The organism is Caldalkalibacillus thermarum, assembly GCF_014644735.1.
In the GTDB taxonomy this organism is placed as follows: domain Bacteria; phylum Bacillota; class Bacilli; order Caldalkalibacillales; family Caldalkalibacillaceae; genus Caldalkalibacillus; species Caldalkalibacillus thermarum.
On the sequence record NZ_BMKZ01000043.1, the window covers coordinates 1 to 23,638 of the forward strand.

Consider the following 23,638-nt stretch of genomic DNA (forward strand, 5'->3'; position numbering starts at 1 on the left):
GTACCAAAAAAAGCCTATGTGTAAAGTCCATAGGCTTTATTTAATCCGTTTCATTTCCCGTATTTCCGTTTCTTGCTCAAGAGAACGCAAGGCAAGCGTCTCCAAAATTTTGTCTTGACGCTCTTGGTCTTGACTTGACTGCTGTAACAAGTTTTCCAGTTTCTTTTGCAGTTTGAGTATCTCGCCCACAATGGTTTCCAATTCTGATACTTTCTGACCTAATTGAGACATCTTTGAATCTAAGTGAGATACCTTGGAATCTAACTGAGACACCTTCGCATTTATTGATTTGATGATACTGATGAGTTGTAACAGCAACTCTCCCTGTCGTTGCTGTTCCGATGCAATTCGACACATTTTTATGATGATGACTCTCAAACTGATTGTTCTCAAACTCTCAAACTGATTGTTCTCAAAAAGAACAATCAGCATGACATTATTCTTTGCCTTTGTTGAGTTCTTCTTTCAGTTTTCTGAATATCTCCAGTTGCATGTACAAATATTTCTTTTCTTCTTCAGTCAATCCATCAAGATCATAAAAAACGGTGTTTACACCGGGTGGTGTAGGGTCATCTGTGCGACCAAGGAGATAGTCCACTGACACATTAAAGAAGTCGGCTATTTTTTTAAGTGTATCAGGATCAGGCTGGTTTTCGCCCGTTTCATATTTAGCATATGTTGGTCTTTTTAGACCAAGATGATCAGCAAGTTTTTGCTGTGTGAGATCATGATTTTTTCTCAACTTCTTCAACCGTTCTGCAAAGGTCACTGTCTATTCACCATCTTTAGTTTCATCGTTTTAATCATATTATATGTGATAAAAAATCACAAATAAATAGTTAAATCGTACTTGACACAACTCGTGTAGGAAAATAAAATGTGATTAACAATACCAAAATGATATTATAAATAACATATCCAGAGGTGATTGGTAATGAATGTGACGACCAAAAGCCAGTCCACGGAAAGTACTAAACGATACTGGCTTTACAAGCTGAGAAAAGACCATGATCTTACTCAGGAGCAGATCGCAAAACTGGCCGGTATAGAGAGAAGTACCTACACAAAAGCGGAAAATGGATATCCAGTAAGTATTGAAACAGCCAAAGCTATTGGTAAGGTGTTTGGGATCAGTTGGGTGAAATTTTTCGAGGAATGATAACCGGCTTTAATTAAATTCTACCCAAAAATTCTGAATTCATACAAGAGAGGGATCAAAATGTCACAAAAAATAACAAATCTGACAAATCGTGAAAAAACTTTCATCAAACTGATGGCCACTGCCCTGCACAGAAGAAAAACACGCTTGCTCAAAGAGAAAGAAGCAAAGCAATCACAGTAACCCTGTATGCCATGACAGGGGCATCGGCCAGATAGCATCATAGTGATGGTATCTGGCGGGTGCAACCCAGTATTACTCTTTCAATCGTACCTTAAGATATTCGTTTAGCGCTTTCCGTTCTTCCGGGCTAAGTTTCTTCGCCGTTTCAAGCAGTTGTAAGAGGTCGGGAGGGAGTTCAGGAGAATACCCAAAGAATTCTCCTAATGAAATACCTAAAGCATCACATAAAGCAGATAGCTTATCAATTGATGGTGTTGTTCGTCCTTTTTCTATATCACTTAAATAAGGTTGAGAAATATGGGCCTTTTTAGCAAGCTCGATTACTTTCATATCTTTAGACAATCTAAGTTCTCTGATTCGTTTACCTATGTTCATAGTTATCACCCAACTAAAATTATATAGCTAATAACTATATAAAAATATAATTTTATTAAGAGTTTAGTATCGTAAATAAATATATTTTAGTTGACAATATCGTAAATATCTATATAATAATAATCAAAGGAGGTTACCAATGATGAATTTAGTAAAAAAAGCACGGCTAAATAAAGGTTTGACCCAAGTGCAGTTAGCACACAAGGCAAAGATCGCTCAAGCATATCTGAGTGAAATAGAAAACAACAAAGTTGAACCTTCAATTCGTGTTTATAGAAAACTCGCAAAAGCTCTCGGTGTTAGTGTGAGTGAGTTACTGGAAGATGATGAACAGGCATCCTGAAGCTATATATCAATTTTAACCAAAAATTTTGAATTTATACAGTAAGAGGAAGTGAAGAATTATGACAAAAAAGCAGACCGATACACCAAGGGGCATCACGGTAACCCGCACTTATACGCCTGATAAAGAAGCCATGAAAAAGGCCATCATGCTTATTCTTCGTTCCAGCCCCAAAACAGAAAAATAGCGGGGCATCGGCCAGACAGCATCAAAACTGGTGCTATCTGGCGGGTGTTCCCGCAACCTGAGCGGAGTCGGCCACGATCCGATAAGGGGAGCCACGCCGTAATACATGCGTCCGTACGGACAGGTCACGCCAAGACGGTTGTTGTGTATAAACCATCATTTGTTGATGGTCGCTGGCTGATGGTACTGGCGCTGAAGGGTCGGCGCGGACTTGAAATCCGCAATCATGCCGGCCGCCCTACCGCCTGTCATCCCTCTATAGGTGGCAGGCGTGTAGCGGAAAGTAGGTGTCAGTGCCATCAGCGAGCGAAAGCTCATCAAAACCCGTGTGCCGAGTTGTGGTTGAGGCACATACAAAAAAACGCTGGCAGTGCGCCACAACGTACTGCCAACCACCGGGGGCGAGCGAAGGGTTTGGAGCCCCCGTATTCCCAAGCCATGCAAATAGATAGGGGCACATGTTCCAAGGTGGCGATGGGGTCTCCAAAACCCCGTGTGGTGGGTTCGATTCCCACTGCCTCTGCCATATCAACAGAAGCTGATCGCACCAAGACGAAGGTTGATTCAGAAAATGGGAGGACAGAAACGTGGACAATTTTCTTGAGTTGAGAAAATCCTATCGGGTAAGCATGAAAACTTTAGAGTCCTGTTTGCATGTTGACGAGCATGATTATGATGACTACATACCGGAAAAAGCCGATTGGAACGAAATCAAACGAGAGCTACATAACGAAGATGTAAGATCGCTTCTTAACAACGCAAAAACAGGATATGAACAATTGGGAGTGAGGCTGGGTGGTGCAATCAAAAACGAATGGCTGAACGAATTAAACCCACTGGAAAAGAAAATATTTCTTTTGCGCTACAAACACAAGAAAGGTTTTTTGTCCATAGGGGAAAAAACGGGTATGAGTCCTAAAGAGGCACAAAAAATTTTCAGATCAGCTTTAAACAAGGTCATGAAAAAGATTGATTGAGAAGGAGGAACGTCATGGGACGGTGTGTATATGCTGTTCAGGTTGTAACCGGCAAGGAATTCCGTGTCAAAAACGCACTGGAACAGATAATAGAACGATATGGCTTAGACAAATGGATAGATAAGATACATGCCTTTGAGACAAACATACATCAATACGAACTCAATCAAAAGAAATATCGTTCAAGAAAAAAATCAAGAAGTGCCGTTCCGGGATATGTATTCATTGAATTCAGACCAGATTTTGCATACTTCCCAAAAAAATTGTGGCATCTGATCAAAAACATCACGTTTGTTATAAGAGTAGTAGACAGATGGTATGATACAGGGGCGCCAGCAAAATACAGCGGTCATATCCCAAAAGAAGAATTTGACCGTTTTGCCCGAAACGTAGATACAGAATCACAAGCTGAAGTTTGGTCTGATGATATATACAAAATTCAGGACGAACAGGAACAGAAAGAAAAAGAGGTACTTCACCAGATCAATACTGGTAAGTACCCAAAAGAAAACAAAAGCCATTTTGAATGTAACAAAGAAAACGAATGTGAGCAAGAGGAACATTCTTTCGGGCAGGAAAAACCCAGCCATATATTACAAAAGCAGATTGAAAAATGTAAGGTGTTTCTGAAGAGAAATCGCATAGTCACCACTGTTCCATCGAAGCTTTTTAACGCCCTTCGCCAAGCATACAATTTCATGAAAATGCCTGAAATGCTTGAGGATAACCTGTTCACAAAGATTATCCTCGAATTGATAAGCCCCCCGTCTTCATCGTCAAATGAAAAGGAAGGGGTGGGGTGGCTTGTTCAAAGACTTGCTGGATGAACTGATGGCCCAAAAAAAGCGATATGAAGAAGAATTGGAAAAGCTAAACGCAAACGCCAATCCGTTCTTCATACCAGTCAAAGCAACAAAAGAATCCCTGCACAGACATTTCGTGAAACAGGAGTTGCAAGCCAGAATACGCAATATCAATACACAAATCAGGGCCATCAAATCCAAAAACGCATATGCCAACGCATATGCCCCGGTTGGTCGTGGAAAGGTCAGACTAAGAACAGGAAACGATGATCAACCATGACCATAACCACGGCAACCAAACTGAAAGGTAAACTGGGGCATATCATCTATCGCAATGACGACTTTTTGATAGCGGTGCTAAACACTGATGACGGGGAATGTGTAATCAAGGGGTCAATGCTTGGCGTGGACAAGGGCGAAGATGTTGAGGTACATGGTAACTGGTCGGTACATCCAAAATACGGCCGGCAGTTTGAGATTGAACGTTGGGAGCGTCCCCTTCCAGCCACAGAGGAACAGGCGATAGCGTTTCTGTCCAGTGGTCTTGTCAAGGGGTGCGGCCCCAAGCTGGCCAAGACAATTGTAAAACATCTGGGGTCATCTGCCGTTGAGATCATGATGGAGCAGGGTGAATCCGCCATCCGGCATATCAAAGGAATTGGGGAGAAAAACGCCCGCACCATCATTCAGAGTGTCAAAGCCAACTTTGAAGTGCAGAAGATCATCGGTGAGCTTGGTCAATATGGGATCAGCACCAACATGGCCATGAAAATATACAAAGAATACGGATCAAATGCAGTCAGTGTCGTCAAAGAAAACCCGTATCTATTGACCAAACTTGATCTGGTTGGCTTTCTGAAGGCGGATGAGATTGCCCGAAAAGTAGGAGTATCGCCATTATCCGGATACAGGATAGAAGCATGTACCGACTATGTACTGAAAGAGAAATGCATGTCACTGGGGCACTGTTATCTGCCTGAAAGTGAACTGATTAATGAGACACTGAAGGTACTGAACCACAATCAACCTGAACAAATGCGGGTGACGAGGGAAGACGTAGAAAAAGCCATATATAACCTCGAACTGAGGGGTCGGCTGATTTTTGAAGGTGATGCAGTCTATCCCAAGTACCTGCACACATATGAAAAAGATGTAGCCTGCAAACTGTCAAAACTGACAGGTTGCCGGGATGGCGAAGCTATGCCCAAAAGACTGGACGCATGGATCAGGAATTATCAGCGCAGGCATGGCATCGTATTGGCCGAACAGCAACGGGAAGCCATACGGCAGTTGTTTGCCAACAATGTGCTTATCCTCACAGGTGGCCCCGGTACAGGGAAGACTACGGTCACCAAGGCTCTTATCGACATATACCGTCAGAAGAACCCAAATGCATTCATTGGGCTTTGTGCGCCCACAGGAAGGGCCGCAAGGAGACTGGCGGAAGTGACGGGCATGGAAGCGTCCACGATTCATTCCATGATCGGTTTCAGGCCGGGAGAAGAACCGGAATACAACAGACACAATCCGTTGCCGTTTGACTTCATCATCGTGGATGAAGTGTCCATGATGGACATTCAGTTGGCTTACTATCTGCTGGAGGCCATTGATCCGGGAACCAAGGTGCTGTTTGTGGGAGACGTGGATCAGTTGCCGTCCGTCAATCCGGGGAATTTCCTGAAAGACATGATTGAAGCCGGTATCCCGACTGTCAAGTTGACAGAAATATTCAGGCAGGCACAGGAAAGCCAGATTGTGGTCAATGCCCATCGGGTTAACAAGGGCCAACCTGTTGTCGTGGATGAGTCCAAAAACGATTTTTACTTCCTGTACAAGGAAGATCCCAAAGAAATTGCCCAACTGATCAAAAAGAGTGTGCTTCGGTTTCTTCAGTTGGGTTACGGGATTGAGGACATACTTGTTCTCAGCCCCATGAAAAAGGGGCCCATTGGAACACATGAACTGAACCTTATCCTGCAAGAAGCGGTCAATCCGCCTTCTCCGGCAAAAGACGAGTGGAAGGTGGGGAAAACAACTTTCAGGCAGGGAGACAAGGTGATTCACACCAAAAACAACAGGGAAAAAGGACTCAACAATGGTGAGATGGGCATTGTTACCCGCACGGGCATATGGTTTGATGAAAACGGGGTTGGTCATGAAGTTTTATATTGTAATTTCATGGGCAGGGAAGTCCGTTATCTCAAGGACGAACTGAAAGAACTACAGCTTGCCTACGCCATCACCATACACAAGTCACAGGGCGGACAGGCTCCTGTTGTGATCATGCCTGTTTCCACAAGCCATTATATTATGCTAGCCAGAAACTTGATCTATACCGGCATGACACGGGCTGAACAGAAGGTGGTCATGATTGGGACAAAGAAAGCCCTGAACATTGCCATACGTAACAACAAAATTGCCCAACGGAACACCAAGCTGAAAGAACGGTTGTTGTATACTGACGACAAATTCAAGCCTGTAGAACTCACTATGCAAGCAGGTGATAGGAATTGAAAACCTACAAACATCTGAAAGGAATGGCAAGAGGATCAATTATAATGCATTTTATGACTGCGAAAAATAGCAAATCTAGTATAATAATTGATCCGAAAGCAGAATATAGATTAAAAATGGGTGATTATAATGAACAAACAAGTTGTACAAAAAATTAGACAAGAATCCGGCGGTCTTTGTGAATACATTGACCCGGACACAGGTCAACGTTGCAACCAACCGGCTCCCGGAGAACCTCATCACATTCGCACCAGGGGGGCTGGGGGTGAGGACATCAGGGAGAATCTGATCCATCTTTGCGGGTATCACCACACATTGATCCATGACGGCAACATTGAGCGACATCATCTGATAGAAGTTGTTGCACGGCGGGAAGGCAAAACGGTAGATGAGATATACGACAGACTGAAACTGAAAAAAACGGAAAACATCAAACCGATCAATGAACCGGTCAGCGATCCTTTCTTGGAAGAGTTGCTGGCTGCCTACATTCAGGTGGAAGAAAGTGAGCAGGAAGCAAGATGGATTAAGGGACAATTGCTGGACGAAATGCTCAAAAAGGGAGCCAAGCAGACATGGCTTTCCTCGCAATTGGGGATCAGCCCTGCGCAGATAAGGGAACTGGTCAAGGTGTACCGGGCTTTTCCCAAACCGGAGACAAGAATGCCGTCACTAAGCTGGTATCATCATCGGGTGGCGGCCAATTCATCCGATCCGGCCAAATACATTCAGAAAGCCAATGATGAAGGACTTTCGACAAGAGAACTTAGAAAAGCGATATTGGAAGAAGAAAACAAAGAACATCTGGCCGATACAGAAACGGAAAGGGAAATGGCCCGTGCCAAACGGGTCTATCAGCAAGTAGAGAACATTATCCGCTTAGGTGGGGAGCCTGCCGACTGGCTTAAAAGCCGGTTGGCGGCTCTTTTTGATTGAGAAAAACGGCAAAAAAGGAGGAAATCATCATGCACACATTACAGGTAGTGGCGAACCAGTGTCCTATGTACTTTAGATTTGGCAAGGGAGAAAGGGGGTGTCAAAACTGTCTGTGGGTGAAGAATTGCAATCGGCACGGCTATCAGATAATTGCTTCAGGGGGTAAGCTTGGTGAAAAATATATGGGAACAGGCTGAACGCAATGCACGGGAAAGAGAACTGCTGAACAGTCATGTCAACCTTGATGTTGTCAATCAGGAAGAAAAGAAAGCCAACGATAAAGGGTTTATGATTGTTAGAAAAAAAGAAACGGATGGTGCTGGCTTCGTTCAAACATTGAAAGGCAACATCAAGGTGTTGATGAAGAAGAAATACCTATCGTTCAATGAACTTGGTTTTCTCCTTGGCATGACCGACTTATATGAATTACACTCAAACGCTATTATTAACCCGGATACCAACCGGTTCATGTCAGTCAGTGAGATAGCGGAGTATTTTGACCGTGATCTTTCAGGAACCAGCAAGTTGATAAACAAACTGATCGAAAAAGGAATCTTGTATGAACTCGTCAATACAGACGAGTTAAGAGAATTTGGCCGTCCAGTCACGGAACGTCCGCTTTTTGTCAATCCGGAGATTGTCCTTTGTGGCGAACGCAACCGCATTAACGCCACGTTGGCCAGACTGGCCATGAGGTATGACAAGTTGGAAAAAAGAAAAATCCACTTGGAGTGGAAAGTTTGGCTCCATAGTGGAAAGGAGTATGGCAAACTGGTCAAACGGAAAACGTATCTTAAATATAAGAAGGAACAACAAAAATAGAAAAATACCCCCAAAATCGACACTGTTTTTTTACGAAAAGCCTTGATACACAAGGGATTGGTGTCGAAAAGGGGTATGGATTTTTTTCCATACATGTATGGATTTTTTTCCATACCCCCAAACGCCCAAAAACCTTGTCATATCAAGGTTTTTAGCGATTCGGGGAGGGCGATTCTATTCTCACTCTCTATATATAGAATCGACATTGGAAAAAGCGTTTGGTCGTACCTAGAAAATATTCACCTTTTTGTCCATTCCGCCTAAGGTACGTTCTTCGCAGTCCAAAAGATTGTTTCTCCCTAGGTCATAATTGCTGATTCCAAAGGGGCTGGAGGAAAAGGAGGGGGATGTGGCGGTAGTCCTTGTTCCCCATCCTTCCAGCCCCCTATACGTGCAATGGTATACGCATACCATTCAGTCAGAACCAAAAACAGAAGTGACAAAAAAGGGGCTGAAGGGAGGTTGGGGAGGAAAGGGGTGTTTCTTGGACGGCATGGTGTCCTCTTGTCCCCCATTCCTTCCAGCCCCCTTAACAGTAAAAGAAACTGAAAGGAGGAACATGGGTGTTTTCCGTGCGGGAGAACACAGGAAAAGCAAAAGAATATGTGAGATGGGAAAACGTACCTGAAGGTTACTACACAAAGACGACACTCAGAAGAGACAAAAGATTAAAGCCGATTGATGAATCCAAACCCGATGCTTTTGTTAAGGTTTTTGTAGGAGAATTGTTTGCGTGGAAGAGGTACAACTTGTATCACATCAGTAACTGCATACCCATCAAAACCCGAAAACGTGTAATTGTCAGAGACATTCCGTTAACGGATGACAACATTGCTGAAGCATTGTATTTGATTAACAAGTCAGCCAAAAAAAGCCGGGATACAAAGGTTGAGAGTTATTTCGAGGGGAGACATCACATTGTCAAAAGGGCAAAAACGAGACAATACAAGCTGTATGATCTTAAAAACAGGGTTATGGATAAACTGATTAGGGAGGGAAAGGCTGTTCTTAAGGGTTATCATGTGCAATCGAATGATTCGCATGAGAATACCTATCTTAAGTTGTATCAGGTTTCACAATACAGTTTTCACATGCTGGCAACCAAGGACGAAGTGGAAGGATTGGAATTTTTGGGCAATATAGAAAGGGTTTCGTCTGAAAAAGTAAAAACTTCACTGAAATTCCACGAAGCTGTCCGGTTGTTGGAACGCTATCTTGGAGACGAGGAAAAAGAGGAACAGGTATAAGCCTGTTTTTTTATTTTGCCTTTGTTTTGCAAAGAAAAGGGGGTGGCGGAATGGCGGATTTACTAATGCTGTTTGTTTTAATTTTTCCGGGCATGTTGGGATCATATGTGCTATACAATTTTGTTTCGACAGACCCACGGAAAAAAGCCAAGGCTCTAAATATGGCCAGTCTTTTTTTGTTGCCTGTTATGATTGCTTTGTTATCCCTGTTGGTGTTTTTGGTATTAGCAACAGCCTTGAGCGGTGGATTGTTAACATCAAAGGAGATACTGGTTTTTGCTATTTTATTCACCTTGGTGGTTATGATGCTTAGGCGGAAATGAGAATCGAGAAGGGAAAATCAATCTTAATTCGGAGGTGTCTGTGTTGGGAAAAGAAAAAGTTGTGAAGAATGTGCCGGTTGAGTCGTTGAGATTGCACGAGTCAGTAGGTATTGTACCGGAGATGTCACTGGAGGAATGGGAGGAACTTCTGGAAAGTATCCGGGAGAAAGGAATTCAGGTTCCCGTCCATGCACTGGAGGATGGCCGGGTGCTGGACGGTCGCCACCGTCTGAAAGCGGCAAAGGAATTGGGAATCAGGGAGATTGATGTGATTTATCACGATATGAATGACATTGAAGCTATTGAATTTGTTCGTAATACTGCTACAAAACGTAGAAATTTAACACCTTCGCAAAAGGCGGCTATTGTATTAGAAGCAGAGGATTTATGCAAAAAAATAGCAGAAGCAAAACGACTAAACAGTTTAAGTAATTTAAAGCAGGGTAGTCGTATTCCCGATGTGGCCCAGGGACCAAAAGGTAGAACGAATGAAATACTTGGTGAATTAGCAGGGGTCAGCGGCACAACAATCAAGAGGGTTAAGAAGGTAAAAGAAAAATCACCAGAGTTATTCCAGAAGATCAAGGAAAACAAAATAGCCGCAAAAACAGCCTATAAACAGGTTACTGGAAAGAATCCGAAAAATGAGTCTGGCAATGACGATAACAAGTCGTCTGCCCCTACCCTTCAGCCCCAAGACAAAAAGAAGCAAAGTGAGGACGGGAACGTGACTTCCGAATACGAAAAAACCACGATTGGCGTTGATGTCAAACGTCTGTATCACAAGAAAACTGAAAAGGAAATTAAAGCACGGCGTAAAGAGTTGATGGGAAAAGACAAGAAAGAATTGGTTGATCTTATTATGGAGCTTGAAAATGCAAATCAGATTTTAGGTCAGAAGATATATGAGCAGGGACAGGAAATTTTTGCGCTGAGAGGGACAATGGCGTTATATGACAACATGTTTCCGGGTGTGACCAATGATACTTTGGTCAATGATGAAACAGGAGCGTTTAACGCCGGACTTTTTTATCGGTTAAGGGAATTGTTGAAGTGGATCAGTAATTTTGAGCGTCTGGAAAATGGTTATCGTAATGCGACACCGGATGCCAAAGAGACCTATCGTATTCTGTTTACTGAGATGGAAAAGGCGGTTAATGTGATCCGCAAACATACAACGATAAGGAGGATTAAATGATGGTGCTGAGTAACGAGGCGGTTGCCATTCTTGACAAGAAGCCAAAATACGTGACAACACTGCCGATCAGGGCACTCAAACTGGCGGATTATCAAAGAAAGCTGTCATACAGCAAGGCCAAAAAGATAGCTGAAAACTTTGATCCGGTTGGGGTTGGTCTCATACAGGTCAGCAAGCGAGATGGGCAGTACTATATTATTGATGGCCAGCACCGTTTTACGGCGATGAAAATGCTGGGTATGAAAAACGTGGAATGTCTGGTGTTTGAGGGGATGACATATGAGGAAGAAAGCAAGGCGTTTGTCTATTTCAACACTATCAAAAATGCAAACCGGATTGACCGGGCAAATGCGTTGCTGGAAGCTGATGATCCAAAAATGGTCATGATCAAAAATGTGGTGGAAAGAAACGGATTGCAGTTAGATTTTAAGAATGTAGGTCGGGGGATTAAGGCGTTTACAGCCATAGAAAAAATATATGATGCAGGCGGAGAAGAACATTTGGAGTATGTTCTGAAGTTATTGGTGGATTCGTTCGGTTATGACAGGAAAGTTTATGCGAATTATGTTTTGTTGGGTTTCCATGAATTTCAAACGAAGTATCAGAAGCAATACAAAAGGAAAATGCTGGTCAAGCGGTTGCAACATGTGGGTTTTACCGCTTTGGAGCTTAAGGCCAAGGAGTTCAGGCAGGTTCATGGGGGGTCTCTTCCCAAGAATGTCAGAATGGCCATTGTCTATTTTTACAACAAAAACAGAAAAGAAGAACATCAGTTGAGTATGTGAGATTTTTTGTATCTTTGTCAAAAAAAGAAAGGAGACACGTTATGATTATTCCCTTTACTTCCAAGGAACACGAGAAAACATTTTTCAAAATGCGTTCTGATTTGCCGGATGAATACAAAAACAACATTGAGCACTTGTCTCTAATTTATCTGTTGAGCGGCAACGAAGAATTAAGACAAAAAGCACTCCCTTACTACAAACCGGATGAGGGGGTGTTTTTATTTACCGATATGTTTGAGGAACAGGATTTTTCAAGCGGCATACGGGTGTTGGCCAAGTTGGCGGTGGTTTTGTACAACCGGGGGATGGAGGTGACGGTTAACGAATTGTTCAAGCTGGACAGAAAGAATCTGTGGCTTGCTTTGGAGGCGACAAAACTGAGATTGAGGGGATAAGTGCAATTGTTGGAACAAAAATTAACCCGGAAGGAGATGTTTTCCTGTGACTCAGTTGCTTAAAATTAACAAAAACAAAAGGTCAGAAATGCTTGAAACAATCAGGAAGCGTTTGGGTGATCAAATCACATGGAGGGTGCAGTATTCGTTTCATTATCATCAGAAACGGGATGCTGACATTTACCTTAGAATAATCAACTTCAGAAAGCGTGTCTGTGTTTTTGTTGATCTGGAAAAAGTTAATCTTTTTGCGCTGGATGAGAGAGAATTGGAGATGCTGGCGGATCACATGCGTGACATGGTGGAAAACGAAAATGATTATCCGGCATGTATGTGCAGAAACAATTCTCTTTCTGGATTCTCAGCCATCTATATTGATGAGGTAAAGGAGGGGACAGTATGCTGACTGAAACCGTTGAGCAACAGCAGAAGACACAGGCAATCCGGTTTGTCGTACATGGTCGTCCAGTACCAAAAGCAAGGCCAAGGATGGCGATGAGAGGCCGGACGGCTTATGTATACAAGGATGAGAAGACACGGGAATATGAAAGGTTGGTAGGATTTATTGCCAAACAGGCATGTAAAAGACCCTTGAAGGGGCCGGTGCAGGTTAACATACGCCTGTTCAGCATGAATGACTTTGATGTTGACAATGTGGCCAAAAGTGTATTGGATGGGATGAACAAAATCTGTTTCAAGGACGACAATCAGGTGACGGCGTTGTATGTATCCAAAACAAAAGTGAGAACAGAAAAAGAGGAACGGGCGGAAGTGGAGGTTCGCCCGTTGGTAAACTGATTAGAAAAGAAAATCGACAATATCTTCAGCAAGCAGTGTGTCAGCATTTTGACTGCATATAGAGAAATCCCATTTGGTGAAATCAAAGTCCCGAATACCTTTTTCAAGAATATCTGTTTTATCAGAAACGAAATCTGTGAACAAAGAAAACAAAGAATCCGTGTACAAAAGTTCTTGTGAATCCAGAACAGCCCCGTCATCCGTTATGGTTACGGGAATACTCACGCTTTCGTCTTTATGTTCCAAGACGATCTTCATTCTCTCGGAGTACAGGTGAAAGGGAGCGTAGAAAAACGACTGTACCAATTTCTGAAACGACTCGCTGACCAGCAGGATGTTGTCACAATGAGGGCAGGAAATACCTTCGGTCAAACGTTTGATGTCCTGTTCAAAAAGAATAGCAGTGGAATTGGGTGCATTTTCGTTTTTCCAGCACTTTTTGCACTTGAGTACAAGACAACTGTGACGGTATCTGTAGTAGTTTCCTGCATGATCTTTGGTAATATTATTTTCCATCCGATCATTGAAGTTAAACATTTCACCATCTCCTTTCCGTTTTGCCAAAATTGTACAACACCTGTTACACGATCATCAACAAAAAGGGGTGATGATTATTGGTCGTAACATTGGACAGGAGAACAGAAACGGTTATCAAAATCTATCAGGTTAGCCTCTGTTTCTTCTGTCGCAAAGCTAATGCAAGGGATTGTGAATGGATACGGGATGGCAAAAAGGTTTTTGACGAATCTTACACCAAGGTCTATCGGATTGGGGGGTATAATGTTAACAGAAAAAAAGAAAGCGGGTATAGGACTGCTGAGGCGGTTGTTGTTACCAAATGCCGTAGTTTTGTTCCTGTCAGGGAAAATGTGAGGAAGACAAAGAAGCTGGAATTTAGCAGAAAGTAGTGATTTTGTGAACAACGATGAGATCAGACTTTTGGCGATCAAACCGAAAAACAGGCAAACGGTAGTTTTTGAGATTAGCTATCAGGGGCAAATAGTAGATGTGATATACGATGGAGAAGTGCAGACAGACAACGAAGTCGTTATGCAGTTTGTAGCTGAACAGGTTTTGCCATATTTGCCGGGTTGGATAGGATGGAAAAGGATTAGAAAAAAGAGGTGATACTCATAGACTGGAAAACACATTTTCTGTCTGGTGCGGTTGCCGGATATGCCTTAACAGGACAGGTAAAGGGAGCAGTTATCGGCGGTATTGCTGGCATATTGCCGGATATTGACGAACCACGGTCTAAAATAGGCAGACCGTTCTTTTTTGTGTCAATACCGCTAAATCAGGTGTTTGGTCACCGCACACTGACCCATTCGTTGCTGTTGGTCGGGGGGTTGTGGTTCATCCTTCAGCCCTTTACTGAATGGGCGAATGTGATTGTGATTGGACTTCTGGTTCATATCGCAGGAGACATGTTAACGGGCAAGGGTCAGTTTTTGTGGCCTTTGCCTTTTTCGTTGGGCATACCGGTTGGTGATTTCGGATATGTGCTGGTGGACAGAACGGTCAGGCTTGCGCTTGTGGCTTTAATCATTTGGTATGGATGGGGGTATGTCGATGTCTGGATCAACCAATTTGTCTAGAAAAACAGAACCAAACGGTATTTCCAAAGATCGCAGGTTCTGTCTATATCGGGATGTGTTTGGAGATGTACACAAAGCTGTCTATATCAGGGACAGTGATGTTTCGCCTTTGACGGCCTTGATCGAAGTAAAAGGTAAGCAGATTTGGGCAAACAAAAAGCAGATTGTTTTTCCGGATAAGAAGGAGGGATAACGGTGTTTTGGGTAGGATTGGCTGTTGGTCTTTTTGTCGGAGGCATTGCCGGTGCATTTGTTCTTTCCTGCTGTTGTGTGGCAAAAATGGCAGATGAGAAAATGATCAGGGAACGTGGAGGGTGATAACATTGGCGTATGTCATTCCTGCTTTATTAGCAGGCGTTTTTTGTTTGTTCATTTTGTTGGACTTGAATCTGTCGGTTTCCCAACGCCTTTTGATATTCGGAAGCGTTCTTTTTGTGCTGTTTATGATGGTGTGGTATTGGGAAAGGAATCGTTTTTACATCGAATTAGCAAATGAGGTGATCTTTTGAAAAGTCGTCTGATCAGAATTGTATTAGCTTTAGTTGTCGCCGTTGGTGCAGGTGTTGGTTATTATGTCTACGCCCAGCCGGAGCCGGGGAAAACCGGGTACATTGCCCTTGAGGATATACCGGCAGGACATGTGCTGGAAGCGGAAAAACTGGCGTTTGTGGAGATTCATACTGATGTTGAGGACTACGCTGTTCTTGCACCGGAAGATGTGGTGGGCAAGGTGACGGATGTTGCCATAAGACAAGGAGAATTGATCAATCCGTCATTTTTGCGGGACGAGACTGTCAGTGAAAATATTCGTTACTACACACAGGATGTTTCTTATGTGAGAGCGAACGGCCCCATTGTCAAAGAGGGCATGGTCGTGGACGTGTGGGCTTCAGCCACTGAAAATCATGAGGCCAGACAGATATTGTCGGGTGTTCGTGTACACCGTTTGGTTCCCCATCAAAGGACAGATGACGGGAGCATTTCCCCCAATCAGAATGTGAGTGTGGTGTTTGAGATGACCGAGGAACAGATCAGGGTTGTGGAGGCGGCAAAACAATATGCCGATCTGTTTCTCGTTGTGCGTGGGGATGAATTGCGATGATTATTAGCATCTGGTCAACGAAAGGCGGAACTGGAACAAGCACGGTGGCCTTGGCACTTGCCCAGTACTTACAGTCAAACAGTAAACAGGTTGCGTTGATTGATGCCAATTTATATTCCAGCACACTTACCGCCATGTTGGAAGTGGAAGAGACCCATTATGGCTTTGACCGGTTGTTTATGTATCGTGAAACCGAACTGATCCAGAAAGCAATGAGGGAAAACTGGGTCAAGGTCAAAGGGCTGGAACTGATGCCGGGGATGAAGTTTCCACCTGATGAGGTGGATACGGTATGGGCAAAAAAAGTGTCTGAAAACATCACAGGCAAAGAACATATTGTGATTGATGCCGGATGGGGACTGTTGAATCCCTTGCAGAAAGAACTGTTGCTCCGTTCAGACTTCATAGTGGTGGTGGTGACACCGCTGATCTTTACTTATCACCGGTTGTGGGAGCATTGGCAACATGAGTTTTTTACCCCAAACCACCTGTCAAGAAAGACAGGGGTTATCGTCAACCGGCATGAAGGGCCGGTCAGCACAAAAGATATTGCCACGTTAATGAATGTGGTGCTGTTGGGGGATTTGCCGCATGAAAAACATCTTATGGAACAGGTGAATTTGGGACAGATCAATTTTTCAGGAAAGTTTATGAAAAGAATGGGACAGGCGTGGAACATCCTTAAAAAACATGCTGAGTCATCGTCCACGATTGTCCCGTCTGCCAAAAACAAAATCACGCATATAAACTATGAGTCCAACCCGGTACAGCCGAAAATGGATGCATGGCCAAAATCCAATACGGATGATGAAAGGAGAGAATGGACATTTGAACCGTGAACTGGATAAACTGGCTGAAAGAATCAAAAAGCGAATTGTGGAAACGGGAGATGATTTACAGAACACACTGTTTCGTCAGGCACGGGCAGGAGAAAAACATGCGATACAAAGCGTCAAACGGCGAATTCAGCACGTCATCCGTGAAGAAAGAATCGTGGTCAGTGACTTGACTCACGAACAGTTGATCAATGAAATTTTCAAGAGGAACTGGGGGCTGGGAGCAATACAGGATCTGTATGATTCTCCGGATGTCAACGAAGTGTGGGTGAACGGAGCAGGGCCGCATAAAGTGTGGGTGGAACGTTCGGGAAAACGTCTTTGTGCAGAAGACGTTTTTTTTGAGGATGAAGATGAAATTCGGCAAATACAGCAACGAATCCTGTCGAATGAAAATCAGGAGTTAAATCAGTCCAACCCGGTAGTAGAATCAAAGATGCTTGACGGAACACGGGTAACACTGACCTGTCCGCCGGAGACATCCGCCCGTACCATCACTTTAAGAAAACATCAATCGCATATTCTTTCCACGGACGATTATATTAGACTGGGCACGCTTGATCGTCACAGTGCTGATATTCTTGCGGCACTGGTCAGAGGAAGGGTCAACATCCTTCTGATTGGAGCCACGTCCAGTGGAAAAACGAGTATGCTGAAGTGGCTGGCGCAATTTATTCAGTCCAACTTGCGGATCGGGGTGCTGGAGACCACATATGAATTGGCCCTTGACCGTCATCTGCCCCGTCACAACGTCATTTGTTTTGAAGAACAGCCCCGGTTGGGCCGTACCATTGTCAAGCAGTTTCACACCATGCTTCGTGAATCACCTGATGTCATCATACTGGGTGAGGCACGGGGGCAGGAAGCGGACATGATGATCAAGACCTTTCGCCGGGGACATCCGGGTTCGATGGGCACAATTCACTCCAATTCACCAGAGGCGGCCATACAGGACTTGGCCGACATGATTATGGAGGACGGGCGCAACTGGGATCAGAAAGCCCTGTATTTGCGTGTAGCCCGTTCCATAGACGTGATTGTCCAACTCCATCTTGAGCCTGAAACAGGCATTAGAAGGTTGTGGCGGGTGACGGAAGTGGAGTGCCCGGAACTGGCGGATGAAGTGAAGTTTCGTGATCTTGTCTGTTTTGATCCAAAAGCAAAGGGATGGACATATCCCAATCAGCCGGGTAAAAGACTGACAGAACGTCTGGCACTGTACGGGGTGACGTATCCTCAACAGAAGATGGATTCAGCGCATGTATCCAACCCGGCGGAAAAAGAGGTGGTCGCATGGTCGCTCTGACTTCGTTTGTGATAGCAGGAAGTCTGTTTTTGGCCATCAATTGGTTTTTCGGTGATGTGCTGGTTAGACGGAAAATACTGGACAGAACACAGAAAAAAGAAACAACCGTCATCCGTGAACCGGAATGGTTTCAGCCCATTGCTGACATCAGGGACGCTTCCGGTATAGATATGCCTTTTTCACGTTGGTTGCTTCTCAGTTTGGCCGGTATTGTGCTGGGTGTGTTTATTGGAGCCGTTTTGCTCAAAAATCCCGTGGTCGGATTGATCTTGGGACTGACACTGATGGGCGTACCCACGTGGTTTCTAAACTACAAGGCTGTGCAGTACCGTGAAAAGGTATCTGACGGTCTGGTTCCCGCCTTTGAAACATTCTACTCAGAATATTCCTTGACCCGCAATCTGGCAAAATCATTTGACTTGACCGCCCATCAGGCTCCCGAACCGGCCAGAGGTGAGTTTGAACGGATGGCGGCGGAAATATATGCGGGGTATCCATCTGAAGACGTTCTGAAAAACTTTGCCCGGCGGATGAACAACCGTTGGGTGAGACTGTTCACATCTCTTCTGATTCTGCACGAGAAGAAAGGCTCAGATGTGACGGATTCCATGCTCAATCTTATCTCTGAGATGAAAAAAAGACAAATACAGACGAAAAAGGAACGTACGGAGATGGCGCAGGTACGTACCGTACACATGATACTGATGATTTCTGCCGTTGCTCTGTTCATATTCAATCTGGTGACAAGACCGGAAAGTTACGGTTTCTTTACTGCTGATCCGCAAGGCAGGATCATGATGACCATTATTGTGACCGTGCTTCTGATTAGTCTGGTTATCTTTCTGTGGATGAACAGAAAGGAGGTTGATTAAGTGACGGCAGGGGTTTCGTTTTTGATCAGCCTTTGTATCGGATATGCATGTTGGCAGGCATGTAACATTGAAAACAATATGCCAAAAACCATTGAAAGCAAAAGACCAAAAACCGGCGGCGAAAAACAGGAAAAAGAAATGCTGTTTTACCCCTTGTCTTTAACTCCGAAAAAAGCGGAACGTTTGGCAAGAGTTCTGTTGTACGGGGGACTTTTATTGGCCCTTTTAATATATGCCGTCACACTTGACTACCTCGTACCAATGGTTATTTTCGTGACATGTTTTTTGGGCAGTTTTTTTTCGGTAAAAGCGGTTGAGTGGACGATCAGAAACAGAAAACGCCAGATGGTGGCCGAGTTGCATGTCTATTTGGATACGTTTCTTTCGCTTACCAAAGCCGGTCTGAACACTGAAGATGCCTTACGTGACGCACTGGTGGTAACCAGATATCTTCCAGCCCTTATGAATCCTGTACTGGACAAGTGGCATGATCATGGCGGGGCGGAAAAAGCAGTCAAACTCTTGGAAAAAAGTGAATTGACTGAGATCAAAACATTGGCCACCATGCTGATGCAGGTCATCAGGGGAAGTGAAAAAGCTTTTGAATTTATCGAGCAGTGGAAAGACCAGTTGCTCATGATGGAGTATCTGAACAGGGAAGCAAAAGCCAACACAAAACCTGTTTTTTACACCATTTTGCTTGGCTTGCCGTTTTTTGCAAGTGTAATTACGTGGTTTTACCCGTACTTTGTGCAAGCACGGGATATGTTTTCAGGATTCTTGGGGATGTGATGTGAGTGAAAAACGTTGAATATCTGATCGGGATAGGGATAGTGGCCGCCATTGCCTTGGCGGCCTTTATCTATACCATTCTTCCGGCGGCGGAAAATCTGGATGAATCCGTGCCGGAAACCTATTACAGTGATTATTATGAACCCAATCAGTGAAAGGAGTGATGCACAGAAGAAACAGCAACTGAAGCATAAGAGTGTTGGCTGGTTGTTTTGGGTTTTGGATGAAAAAAATGACAGGGAGGAATTTATTATGTTGGATGCCTTGAAAGCTTTTTGGAAAGATGAAGATGGAACAGTTACGGTGGAATTGCTCATTACCGGTGGAATAGTTGCCGGAATTGTGCTTTTTGCCATTGGTGTTGTAATCAGAGGAAGCATATTCGATGCTTCTGGAAATGTGGCTGATGCCATTGATTATGCTGGAAGGGAAGCGGCTAATGGGATCAGCAGATAAGAAAACAAAAGGTGAAGGGCCGGTTTAACCGGCCCCTTTACCTTCCGTTTTGGTTGGTGAGGTTCACTGATCAAAAAGAGCAAGGAGAGGTGGTTATGTTAAGGCGGTATGTTTTTAAAAAAACGTCTTCAGAATGTGGTTTCATCACCATTGAATTTATAATAGCAGTAATTACCATGACCTTTATCGTTTTCTTTCCCATTGCCGCTATGCTGGAGATGCACACCATCAATGTCATGGAACAGGAACTGCACCGTGCCTTGCAGATGGCGGCAGTAAGAGGCGGACTGACACCGGATGTGCAACAGGCGGTGAGAGAGAATCTTTCCAGACGGGGAATGGATGAAGTCAGGTTTACATCAGACTCCACTTTTGAACCTGTTCAAAGAGGGGAAATTGTCACGGTAGGATTTGAAGTCAAGCGTCCCTTTCGTTCGCTTTTTTCGGGTGTGATGTCGTTGATAGGAGGAAGTGATCTTGCCTCAGAACATTTTGTCGTTAAAGGGAAGGTTATGTCGGAAAAACTGCCGTAATGAAGGATTTGCCACCATCTGGTTTTTAATTGCGGTGGTGGCCATTACTGCATTGATGGCAGTGGTGATGACATTCAGTTTTCAGTCCATACAGATGAACAAGGCCAAACATGCGCTTAATCATGCCGTCAAGGCGGCGGCCATGCAGATGGACATGGATGCGTTTGTATATGATGCCAAACTGGTGATTGATCCGGTTGAAGCCAGAATGGCGTTTGATGAGATTCTTGGTGGTCATAAGGGGCTGGAAGGAGTTGAGGTGGTAGAGTTTGTGGTTCTGGATGAGTCAGATTATGTGTTTCCGTATACAATCAGTCGCCCGGACATTCGCTTCAGCCACACCTTTGAGGCTCCGGGAGTGATGGCTGTCATCAGGATCGAGTTGCTTTCTTTCTGGGGTGCAAGGGAAAGAGAAATGTATGTCCCGGCCGTGGCTGAAATGGCCATTCAGGCAGGATTTTGATAAGGAGGGAATGTATGATATATTTTCTGGCCACTGTATTGGTGGCAGTGACCACATATACTGATCTCAAATACAGGAAGATATATAACAAAACCTTGGTTCCTGTGGCCTTGGCCGCTTTGGTTTATTATGCCGTTGACGGACGTTTTCTTGAATCACTGCTTGCTTTGCTGTTTGCCTTTTTCGTCTTTTTCTTGGTTTATGTATTCGGGATGACTGGGGCGGGTGATGTCAAGCTGTTTGCGACATGGGGCGCACTTTCAGCCAACACAACTGTTGTGGGGCTGGCTTTTTTGATTTACACCTTTGTGCATTTGACTGTATCCTTAGTGCTTTTGGCAAGACATGTTTTGAAAAACAAAGTGAGCGTGATCACTGTTTTGAAACAGGATTTGCTGGCTTTTGTGACCCGCAGTCCCGGAGTTGTGAAATTCAGTTTTCCGGGAGCGGTGCTGATTAACCTTGTTTTTGTTTTGGCATGGTTTTTGGTGTGAGAGGGGTGAAAAAAATGAGTAAGAAAACAAAAACATATGTCAAACTAACGGCTTTTCTTTTCGTTATGGTGACTGTGTTGATTTCCCTGAAATTCATTGGACAGGCGGAGGAATCTGAAACAGGATCAGATGCTGATATGGGATTTGTTGCACAAGATGGCAACACTTTTTGGTATGAGCAGGAAGGAACCTTATTCAGACAGACACCGTTCTTAAAGCGTCAGGTTGAGGTAGCCGAAACAGGTTACGCCATACATCTGACACCGTTTCAGGAGTATGTCTATTATGAAAATGTAACGGATGGCGGAAAAATGTACCGTGTCAAGAAAAGGGGTGGCGAACCGGAAGTCTTGACTGATAGCTGGTCGTCCTATCTGTTTGTGACAGAAGGCGATCTTTATTATGTTGACATGGAAACCGGACGACTGATGCGTTTTGTGGAAGATGGCGAAGATCAGACAGTGATACACGGTGATCATGTTTTTCAACCGGTATCTGATGGACAGCATATTGTTTATGTATCAGGAAAGGATGGTGTATTGAAAAAGCATAGTCTATTAAGCGGAAAAACAGATAACCTCACGGACTTTCCTGCGTGGAGACCCACTGTCAAGGGAGACTGGATTTATTTTTTGCGTCCGGTAGATGATACACCCTTGTTAGGTGTTGGGGGACTGTGGAAAGTGCCGTTGGCAGGAGGGACAGCGGAACCGGTGCTTCAGGAGACTATGGTCTCTTTTGCATTGACCGAACAGGGAATCGTTTTTTCCCGTTCATCTGAAACATACGGTTTTGTCAGTGATCATGATTTGGGGCTTTATCTGTTTAATGGAGGTGAAGCAAACAGGATAAGCGGTGACTGGTATATCAACTTGACAGAGGTAAGAGGGAAGGTGTTTATGCAAAATGAATTCGACAGACTGATCCATATCTTTGATCCGACAACGAAACAGATCAGTCAGGTTAATTAGGGTGGTGTTTTGAGGTGAAGAGGACAACACTCGTTTTTTTGATGGCGATTACGGCCTTTACTTTTGTTTTGGAACCTCAAACGGTGGAAGCGTCCTGTCAGGAACGTATTCATGCCCAGCATAACGGAACGGTATACTATCGGGACAATCGCAATCTGGGATGGATGCATAACGACAGAAATGTGGCGTTTCTGAATCAATCCCGTCCACCCAGCCACTCGGACTACTATCCGCCCAACCAACCTTCGAGTGTCATCAATCAGTGGGGCACATCGGGGTGGGTACGATCTGGAGGGGATACATGGGCCAGTGGCATACAGGATTCTTTCAGTTACACTCCCAGAACACAGTTGGTCTATTCGAGCAACGGACCGCATGGGGCAGGTTACTATTTCCGTGCGGATTCGGGCAACCTGAACAGATACAGAAGACCAGTTATGGTTTACTATCATCGGGATGTGACACATCCCGATACCTCACCGCCAACCATTAACGCAAGTCCAACCAGCAGTGACTGGACACGTTCAGTGACTGTTACTCTCTCTTTCAGTGATGTGGGTTGTTCCGGCTACAGGGATCATCGGGTTCAGTGGACTACCAGTACATCCCGCCCTACATCTGGATGGTCAGCTTGGGCTGGACATAGTTCACGGAATTACACCAGCCCATCTGGAGCTAGCGGAGTTCGATATTTGCATGTGGAAGCCCGTGATAACAACAATAATGTGGCGTATCGCCGGTTAGGCCCATTTCATCTTGACAATCAGCCGCCAAATGTCAGTGCGTCTCCGGGCAGTACGGATTGGACAACCAGTGCCATACAGGTCAGCCTGTCTTTTTCTGATGCCCATTCGGGATTCAGACGCTATCGACATGCATGGACAACGTCAACGGCAACACCATCATCGTGGTCGTCTTGGAGTACCAACGCAAGTCCAACACTTACAGCACCAACCCAACAGGGAACATGGTACTTGCATGTACAGGTTGAAGATCAAGTGGGAAACACTGACACAAGAAGTTTTGGGCCTTATCGAAAAAATAACGCACCAGTAGCAAACTTTAGCTGGTCACCTGCAACGATTTATAACAACACCACAGTGACGTTTAACAACACGTCAAGTGATCCAGATGGAGACGGGCTGACCTACAGATGGGAGTTTCAAGCACC

General features: G+C 44.3%; 35 protein-coding genes and 1 tRNA gene. 32 read left to right on the forward strand and 4 right to left on the reverse strand.

The annotated features are described in order from the left end of the window. Positions 1-36: 36 nt before the first annotated feature. Positions 37-231 carry a hypothetical protein gene (locus tag IEW48_RS13820; protein ID WP_188624263.1) on the reverse strand — a complete coding sequence of 65 codons (195 nt, stop codon included), beginning with the start codon at positions 229-231 and terminating at the stop codon, positions 37-39. Between the two features lie 205 nt (positions 232-436). Beyond that, complete coding sequence (locus tag IEW48_RS13825) at positions 437-769, reverse strand: helix-turn-helix domain-containing protein (protein ID WP_188624264.1); 333 nt, start codon at positions 767-769, stop codon at positions 437-439. 165 nt (positions 770-934) lie between these two features. Between IEW48_RS13825 and IEW48_RS13830 the strand changes: the two genes are divergently transcribed. Then, positions 935-1,159, forward strand: a complete 225-nt coding sequence (locus tag IEW48_RS13830) for a helix-turn-helix transcriptional regulator (RefSeq protein WP_188624265.1) — start codon at positions 935-937, stop codon at positions 1,157-1,159. 255 nt (positions 1,160-1,414) lie between these two features. Here IEW48_RS13830 and IEW48_RS13835 read toward each other — a convergent pair whose 3' ends face one another. Further along, positions 1,415-1,717: a helix-turn-helix domain-containing protein gene (locus tag IEW48_RS13835; RefSeq protein ID WP_188624266.1), complete on the reverse strand. Its 303-nt coding sequence runs from the start codon at positions 1,715-1,717 to the stop codon at positions 1,415-1,417. 142 nt (positions 1,718-1,859) lie between these two features. Here IEW48_RS13835 and IEW48_RS13840 point away from each other — a divergent pair, with 142 nt between their 5' ends. The 16 genes from IEW48_RS13840 (at position 1,860) to IEW48_RS13910 (ending at position 13,044) form a co-directional block, all read left to right on the forward strand. Then, complete coding sequence (locus IEW48_RS13840) at positions 1,860-2,060, forward strand: helix-turn-helix domain-containing protein (RefSeq protein WP_188624267.1); 201 nt, start codon at positions 1,860-1,862, stop codon at positions 2,058-2,060. A 61-nt stretch (positions 2,061-2,121) separates the two neighbouring features. Further along, a complete protein-coding gene (locus tag IEW48_RS17475) occupies positions 2,122-2,247 on the forward strand; it encodes a hypothetical protein (RefSeq protein ID WP_268236575.1) in 126 nt (41 codons plus the stop codon). Positions 2,248-2,696: 449 nt separating this feature from the next. Next, positions 2,697-2,772: transfer RNA gene (locus IEW48_RS13845), tRNA-Trp, on the forward strand. A 61-nt stretch (positions 2,773-2,833) separates the two neighbouring features. After that, complete coding sequence (locus IEW48_RS13850) at positions 2,834-3,223, forward strand: sigma-70 RNA polymerase sigma factor region 4 domain-containing protein (RefSeq protein ID WP_188624268.1); 390 nt, start codon at positions 2,834-2,836, stop codon at positions 3,221-3,223. Between the two features lie 14 nt (positions 3,224-3,237). Beyond that, positions 3,238-4,050, forward strand: coding sequence for a transcription termination/antitermination NusG family protein (locus IEW48_RS13855; protein WP_188624269.1), 813 nt, complete (start codon positions 3,238-3,240; stop codon positions 4,048-4,050). Further along, positions 4,028-4,306 carry a hypothetical protein gene (locus IEW48_RS13860; RefSeq protein ID WP_188624270.1) on the forward strand — a complete coding sequence of 93 codons (279 nt, stop codon included), beginning with the start codon at positions 4,028-4,030 and terminating at the stop codon, positions 4,304-4,306. The genes IEW48_RS13855 and IEW48_RS13860 overlap by 23 nt, the downstream gene beginning before the upstream one ends. After that, positions 4,303-6,540: an SF1B family DNA helicase RecD2 gene (recD2, locus tag IEW48_RS13865; protein ID WP_188624271.1), complete on the forward strand. Its 2,238-nt coding sequence runs from the start codon at positions 4,303-4,305 to the stop codon at positions 6,538-6,540. Before IEW48_RS13860 ends, recD2 begins: the two co-directional genes overlap by 4 nt. Positions 6,541-6,669: 129 nt before the next feature. Further along, the gene (locus tag IEW48_RS13870) at positions 6,670-7,476 is read left to right on the forward strand and encodes a hypothetical protein (protein WP_188624272.1); all 807 of its coding nucleotides are present in this window, start codon (positions 6,670-6,672) and stop codon (positions 7,474-7,476) included. A gap of 171 nt (positions 7,477-7,647) precedes the next feature. Then, the gene (locus IEW48_RS13875) at positions 7,648-8,298 is read left to right on the forward strand and encodes a hypothetical protein (RefSeq protein ID WP_188624273.1); all 651 of its coding nucleotides are present in this window, start codon (positions 7,648-7,650) and stop codon (positions 8,296-8,298) included. A 563-nt stretch (positions 8,299-8,861) separates the two neighbouring features. Next, complete coding sequence (locus tag IEW48_RS13880; protein WP_188624274.1) at positions 8,862-9,545, forward strand: YkyB family protein; 684 nt, start codon at positions 8,862-8,864, stop codon at positions 9,543-9,545. Positions 9,546-9,595: 50 nt separating this feature from the next. Beyond that, positions 9,596-9,868 carry a hypothetical protein gene (locus IEW48_RS13885; RefSeq protein ID WP_188624275.1) on the forward strand — a complete coding sequence of 91 codons (273 nt, stop codon included), beginning with the start codon at positions 9,596-9,598 and terminating at the stop codon, positions 9,866-9,868. A 43-nt stretch (positions 9,869-9,911) separates the two neighbouring features. Beyond that, the gene (locus tag IEW48_RS13890) at positions 9,912-11,066 is read left to right on the forward strand and encodes a ParB/RepB/Spo0J family partition protein (RefSeq protein WP_188624276.1); all 1,155 of its coding nucleotides are present in this window, start codon (positions 9,912-9,914) and stop codon (positions 11,064-11,066) included. After that, positions 11,063-11,851: a ParB/RepB/Spo0J family partition protein gene (locus tag IEW48_RS13895; protein WP_229704062.1), complete on the forward strand. Its 789-nt coding sequence runs from the start codon at positions 11,063-11,065 to the stop codon at positions 11,849-11,851. Before IEW48_RS13890 ends, IEW48_RS13895 begins: the two co-directional genes overlap by 4 nt. A gap of 41 nt (positions 11,852-11,892) precedes the next feature. Beyond that, positions 11,893-12,246 carry a DUF6075 family protein gene (locus IEW48_RS13900; RefSeq protein WP_188624278.1) on the forward strand — a complete coding sequence of 118 codons (354 nt, stop codon included), beginning with the start codon at positions 11,893-11,895 and terminating at the stop codon, positions 12,244-12,246. A gap of 46 nt (positions 12,247-12,292) precedes the next feature. After that, positions 12,293-12,652, forward strand: coding sequence for a hypothetical protein (locus IEW48_RS13905; protein ID WP_188624279.1), 360 nt, complete (start codon positions 12,293-12,295; stop codon positions 12,650-12,652). Then, complete coding sequence (locus tag IEW48_RS13910; RefSeq protein ID WP_188624280.1) at positions 12,646-13,044, forward strand: RusA family crossover junction endodeoxyribonuclease; 399 nt, start codon at positions 12,646-12,648, stop codon at positions 13,042-13,044. The genes IEW48_RS13905 and IEW48_RS13910 overlap by 7 nt, the downstream gene beginning before the upstream one ends. On the opposite strand, the gene IEW48_RS13915 is transcribed toward IEW48_RS13910, so the two are convergent. Next, positions 13,045-13,608 (reverse strand): hypothetical protein, encoded by a 564-nt coding sequence (locus tag IEW48_RS13915; protein ID WP_188624281.1) that lies wholly within the window; start codon positions 13,606-13,608, stop codon positions 13,045-13,047. Positions 13,609-14,168: 560 nt separating this feature from the next. On the opposite strand from IEW48_RS13915, the gene IEW48_RS13920 reads away from it, so the two are divergent. The 15 genes from IEW48_RS13920 to IEW48_RS13985 all read left to right on the forward strand — a co-directional run. After that, positions 14,169-14,642: a metal-dependent hydrolase gene (locus IEW48_RS13920; protein WP_188624282.1), complete on the forward strand. Its 474-nt coding sequence runs from the start codon at positions 14,169-14,171 to the stop codon at positions 14,640-14,642. Next, positions 14,617-14,835 (forward strand): hypothetical protein, encoded by a 219-nt coding sequence (locus tag IEW48_RS13925; RefSeq protein WP_188624283.1) that lies wholly within the window; start codon positions 14,617-14,619, stop codon positions 14,833-14,835. The genes IEW48_RS13920 and IEW48_RS13925 overlap by 26 nt, the downstream gene beginning before the upstream one ends. A gap of 2 nt (positions 14,836-14,837) precedes the next feature. Continuing rightward, complete coding sequence (locus IEW48_RS17480) at positions 14,838-14,960, forward strand: hypothetical protein (protein WP_268236576.1); 123 nt, start codon at positions 14,838-14,840, stop codon at positions 14,958-14,960. A gap of 187 nt (positions 14,961-15,147) precedes the next feature. Beyond that, positions 15,148-15,744, forward strand: a complete 597-nt coding sequence (locus tag IEW48_RS13930) for an SAF domain-containing protein (protein ID WP_188624284.1) — start codon at positions 15,148-15,150, stop codon at positions 15,742-15,744. Then, on the forward strand, positions 15,741-16,583 hold the full coding sequence (locus tag IEW48_RS13935; RefSeq protein WP_188624285.1) for a CpaE/TadZ family protein: 843 nt from the start codon (positions 15,741-15,743) through the stop codon (positions 16,581-16,583). The genes IEW48_RS13930 and IEW48_RS13935 overlap by 4 nt, the downstream gene beginning before the upstream one ends. After that, complete coding sequence (locus tag IEW48_RS13940; RefSeq protein WP_188624286.1) at positions 16,573-17,886, forward strand: TadA family conjugal transfer-associated ATPase; 1,314 nt, start codon at positions 16,573-16,575, stop codon at positions 17,884-17,886. Before IEW48_RS13935 ends, IEW48_RS13940 begins: the two co-directional genes overlap by 11 nt. Then, a complete protein-coding gene (locus IEW48_RS13945; RefSeq protein ID WP_188624287.1) occupies positions 17,874-18,758 on the forward strand; it encodes a type II secretion system F family protein in 885 nt (294 codons plus the stop codon). Before IEW48_RS13940 ends, IEW48_RS13945 begins: the two co-directional genes overlap by 13 nt. Beyond that, the gene (locus IEW48_RS13950) at positions 18,759-19,550 is read left to right on the forward strand and encodes a hypothetical protein (protein WP_188624288.1); all 792 of its coding nucleotides are present in this window, start codon (positions 18,759-18,761) and stop codon (positions 19,548-19,550) included. Between the two features lie 5 nt (positions 19,551-19,555). Beyond that, the gene (locus IEW48_RS13955) at positions 19,556-19,705 is read left to right on the forward strand and encodes a hypothetical protein (protein WP_188624289.1); all 150 of its coding nucleotides are present in this window, start codon (positions 19,556-19,558) and stop codon (positions 19,703-19,705) included. Between the two features lie 97 nt (positions 19,706-19,802). After that, positions 19,803-20,006, forward strand: a complete 204-nt coding sequence (locus IEW48_RS13960; protein ID WP_188624290.1) for a hypothetical protein — start codon at positions 19,803-19,805, stop codon at positions 20,004-20,006. A gap of 95 nt (positions 20,007-20,101) precedes the next feature. Further along, positions 20,102-20,539 carry a hypothetical protein gene (locus tag IEW48_RS13965; protein ID WP_188624291.1) on the forward strand — a complete coding sequence of 146 codons (438 nt, stop codon included), beginning with the start codon at positions 20,102-20,104 and terminating at the stop codon, positions 20,537-20,539. Next, positions 20,484-21,002 carry a hypothetical protein gene (locus tag IEW48_RS13970; protein ID WP_188624292.1) on the forward strand — a complete coding sequence of 173 codons (519 nt, stop codon included), beginning with the start codon at positions 20,484-20,486 and terminating at the stop codon, positions 21,000-21,002. Before IEW48_RS13965 ends, IEW48_RS13970 begins: the two co-directional genes overlap by 56 nt. Before the next feature lie 14 nt (positions 21,003-21,016). Next, a complete protein-coding gene (locus IEW48_RS13975; protein ID WP_188624293.1) occupies positions 21,017-21,496 on the forward strand; it encodes a prepilin peptidase in 480 nt (159 codons plus the stop codon). 14 nt (positions 21,497-21,510) lie between these two features. Beyond that, positions 21,511-22,467, forward strand: a complete 957-nt coding sequence (locus tag IEW48_RS13980; protein WP_188624294.1) for a DUF5050 domain-containing protein — start codon at positions 21,511-21,513, stop codon at positions 22,465-22,467. A 14-nt stretch (positions 22,468-22,481) separates the two neighbouring features. After that, positions 22,482-23,638, forward strand: a 1,157-nt coding sequence (locus IEW48_RS13985) for a hypothetical protein (RefSeq protein ID WP_188624295.1), incomplete at its 3' end; no start/stop codon positions are given.

What these genes read in the sequence shown, in the direction of transcription:
- IEW48_RS13820 (WP_188624263.1), bottom strand. Translation starts at nt 231, where the DNA reads ATGTCTCAATTAGGTCAGAAAGTATCAGAATTGGAAACCATTGTGGGC.
- IEW48_RS13830 (WP_188624265.1), top strand. Translation starts at nt 935, where the DNA reads ATGAATGTGACGACCAAAAGCCAGTCCACGGAAAGTACTAAACGATAC.
- IEW48_RS13835 (WP_188624266.1), bottom strand. Translation starts at nt 1,717, where the DNA reads ATGAACATAGGTAAACGAATCAGAGAACTTAGATTGTCTAAAGATATG.
- IEW48_RS13840 (WP_188624267.1), top strand. Translation starts at nt 1,860, where the DNA reads ATGAATTTAGTAAAAAAAGCACGGCTAAATAAAGGTTTGACCCAAGTG.
- IEW48_RS17475 (WP_268236575.1), top strand. Translation starts at nt 2,122, where the DNA reads ATGACAAAAAAGCAGACCGATACACCAAGGGGCATCACGGTAACCCGC.
- IEW48_RS13855 (WP_188624269.1), top strand. Translation starts at nt 3,238, where the DNA reads ATGGGACGGTGTGTATATGCTGTTCAGGTTGTAACCGGCAAGGAATTC.
- recD2 (WP_188624271.1), top strand. Translation starts at nt 4,303, where the DNA reads ATGACCATAACCACGGCAACCAAACTGAAAGGTAAACTGGGGCATATC.
- IEW48_RS13870 (WP_188624272.1), top strand. Translation starts at nt 6,670, where the DNA reads ATGAACAAACAAGTTGTACAAAAAATTAGACAAGAATCCGGCGGTCTT.
- IEW48_RS13885 (WP_188624275.1), top strand. Translation starts at nt 9,596, where the DNA reads ATGGCGGATTTACTAATGCTGTTTGTTTTAATTTTTCCGGGCATGTTG.
- IEW48_RS13895 (WP_229704062.1), top strand. Translation starts at nt 11,063, where the DNA reads ATGATGGTGCTGAGTAACGAGGCGGTTGCCATTCTTGACAAGAAGCCA.
- IEW48_RS13900 (WP_188624278.1), top strand. Translation starts at nt 11,893, where the DNA reads ATGATTATTCCCTTTACTTCCAAGGAACACGAGAAAACATTTTTCAAA.
- IEW48_RS13910 (WP_188624280.1), top strand. Translation starts at nt 12,646, where the DNA reads ATGCTGACTGAAACCGTTGAGCAACAGCAGAAGACACAGGCAATCCGG.
- IEW48_RS13925 (WP_188624283.1), top strand. Translation starts at nt 14,617, where the DNA reads ATGTCTGGATCAACCAATTTGTCTAGAAAAACAGAACCAAACGGTATT.
- IEW48_RS13935 (WP_188624285.1), top strand. Translation starts at nt 15,741, where the DNA reads ATGATTATTAGCATCTGGTCAACGAAAGGCGGAACTGGAACAAGCACG.
- IEW48_RS13945 (WP_188624287.1), top strand. Translation starts at nt 17,874, where the DNA reads ATGGTCGCTCTGACTTCGTTTGTGATAGCAGGAAGTCTGTTTTTGGCC.
- IEW48_RS13960 (WP_188624290.1), top strand. Translation starts at nt 19,803, where the DNA reads ATGTTGGATGCCTTGAAAGCTTTTTGGAAAGATGAAGATGGAACAGTT.
- IEW48_RS13965 (WP_188624291.1), top strand. Translation starts at nt 20,102, where the DNA reads ATGTTAAGGCGGTATGTTTTTAAAAAAACGTCTTCAGAATGTGGTTTC.
- IEW48_RS13975 (WP_188624293.1), top strand. Translation starts at nt 21,017, where the DNA reads ATGATATATTTTCTGGCCACTGTATTGGTGGCAGTGACCACATATACT.
- IEW48_RS13980 (WP_188624294.1), top strand. Translation starts at nt 21,511, where the DNA reads ATGAGTAAGAAAACAAAAACATATGTCAAACTAACGGCTTTTCTTTTC.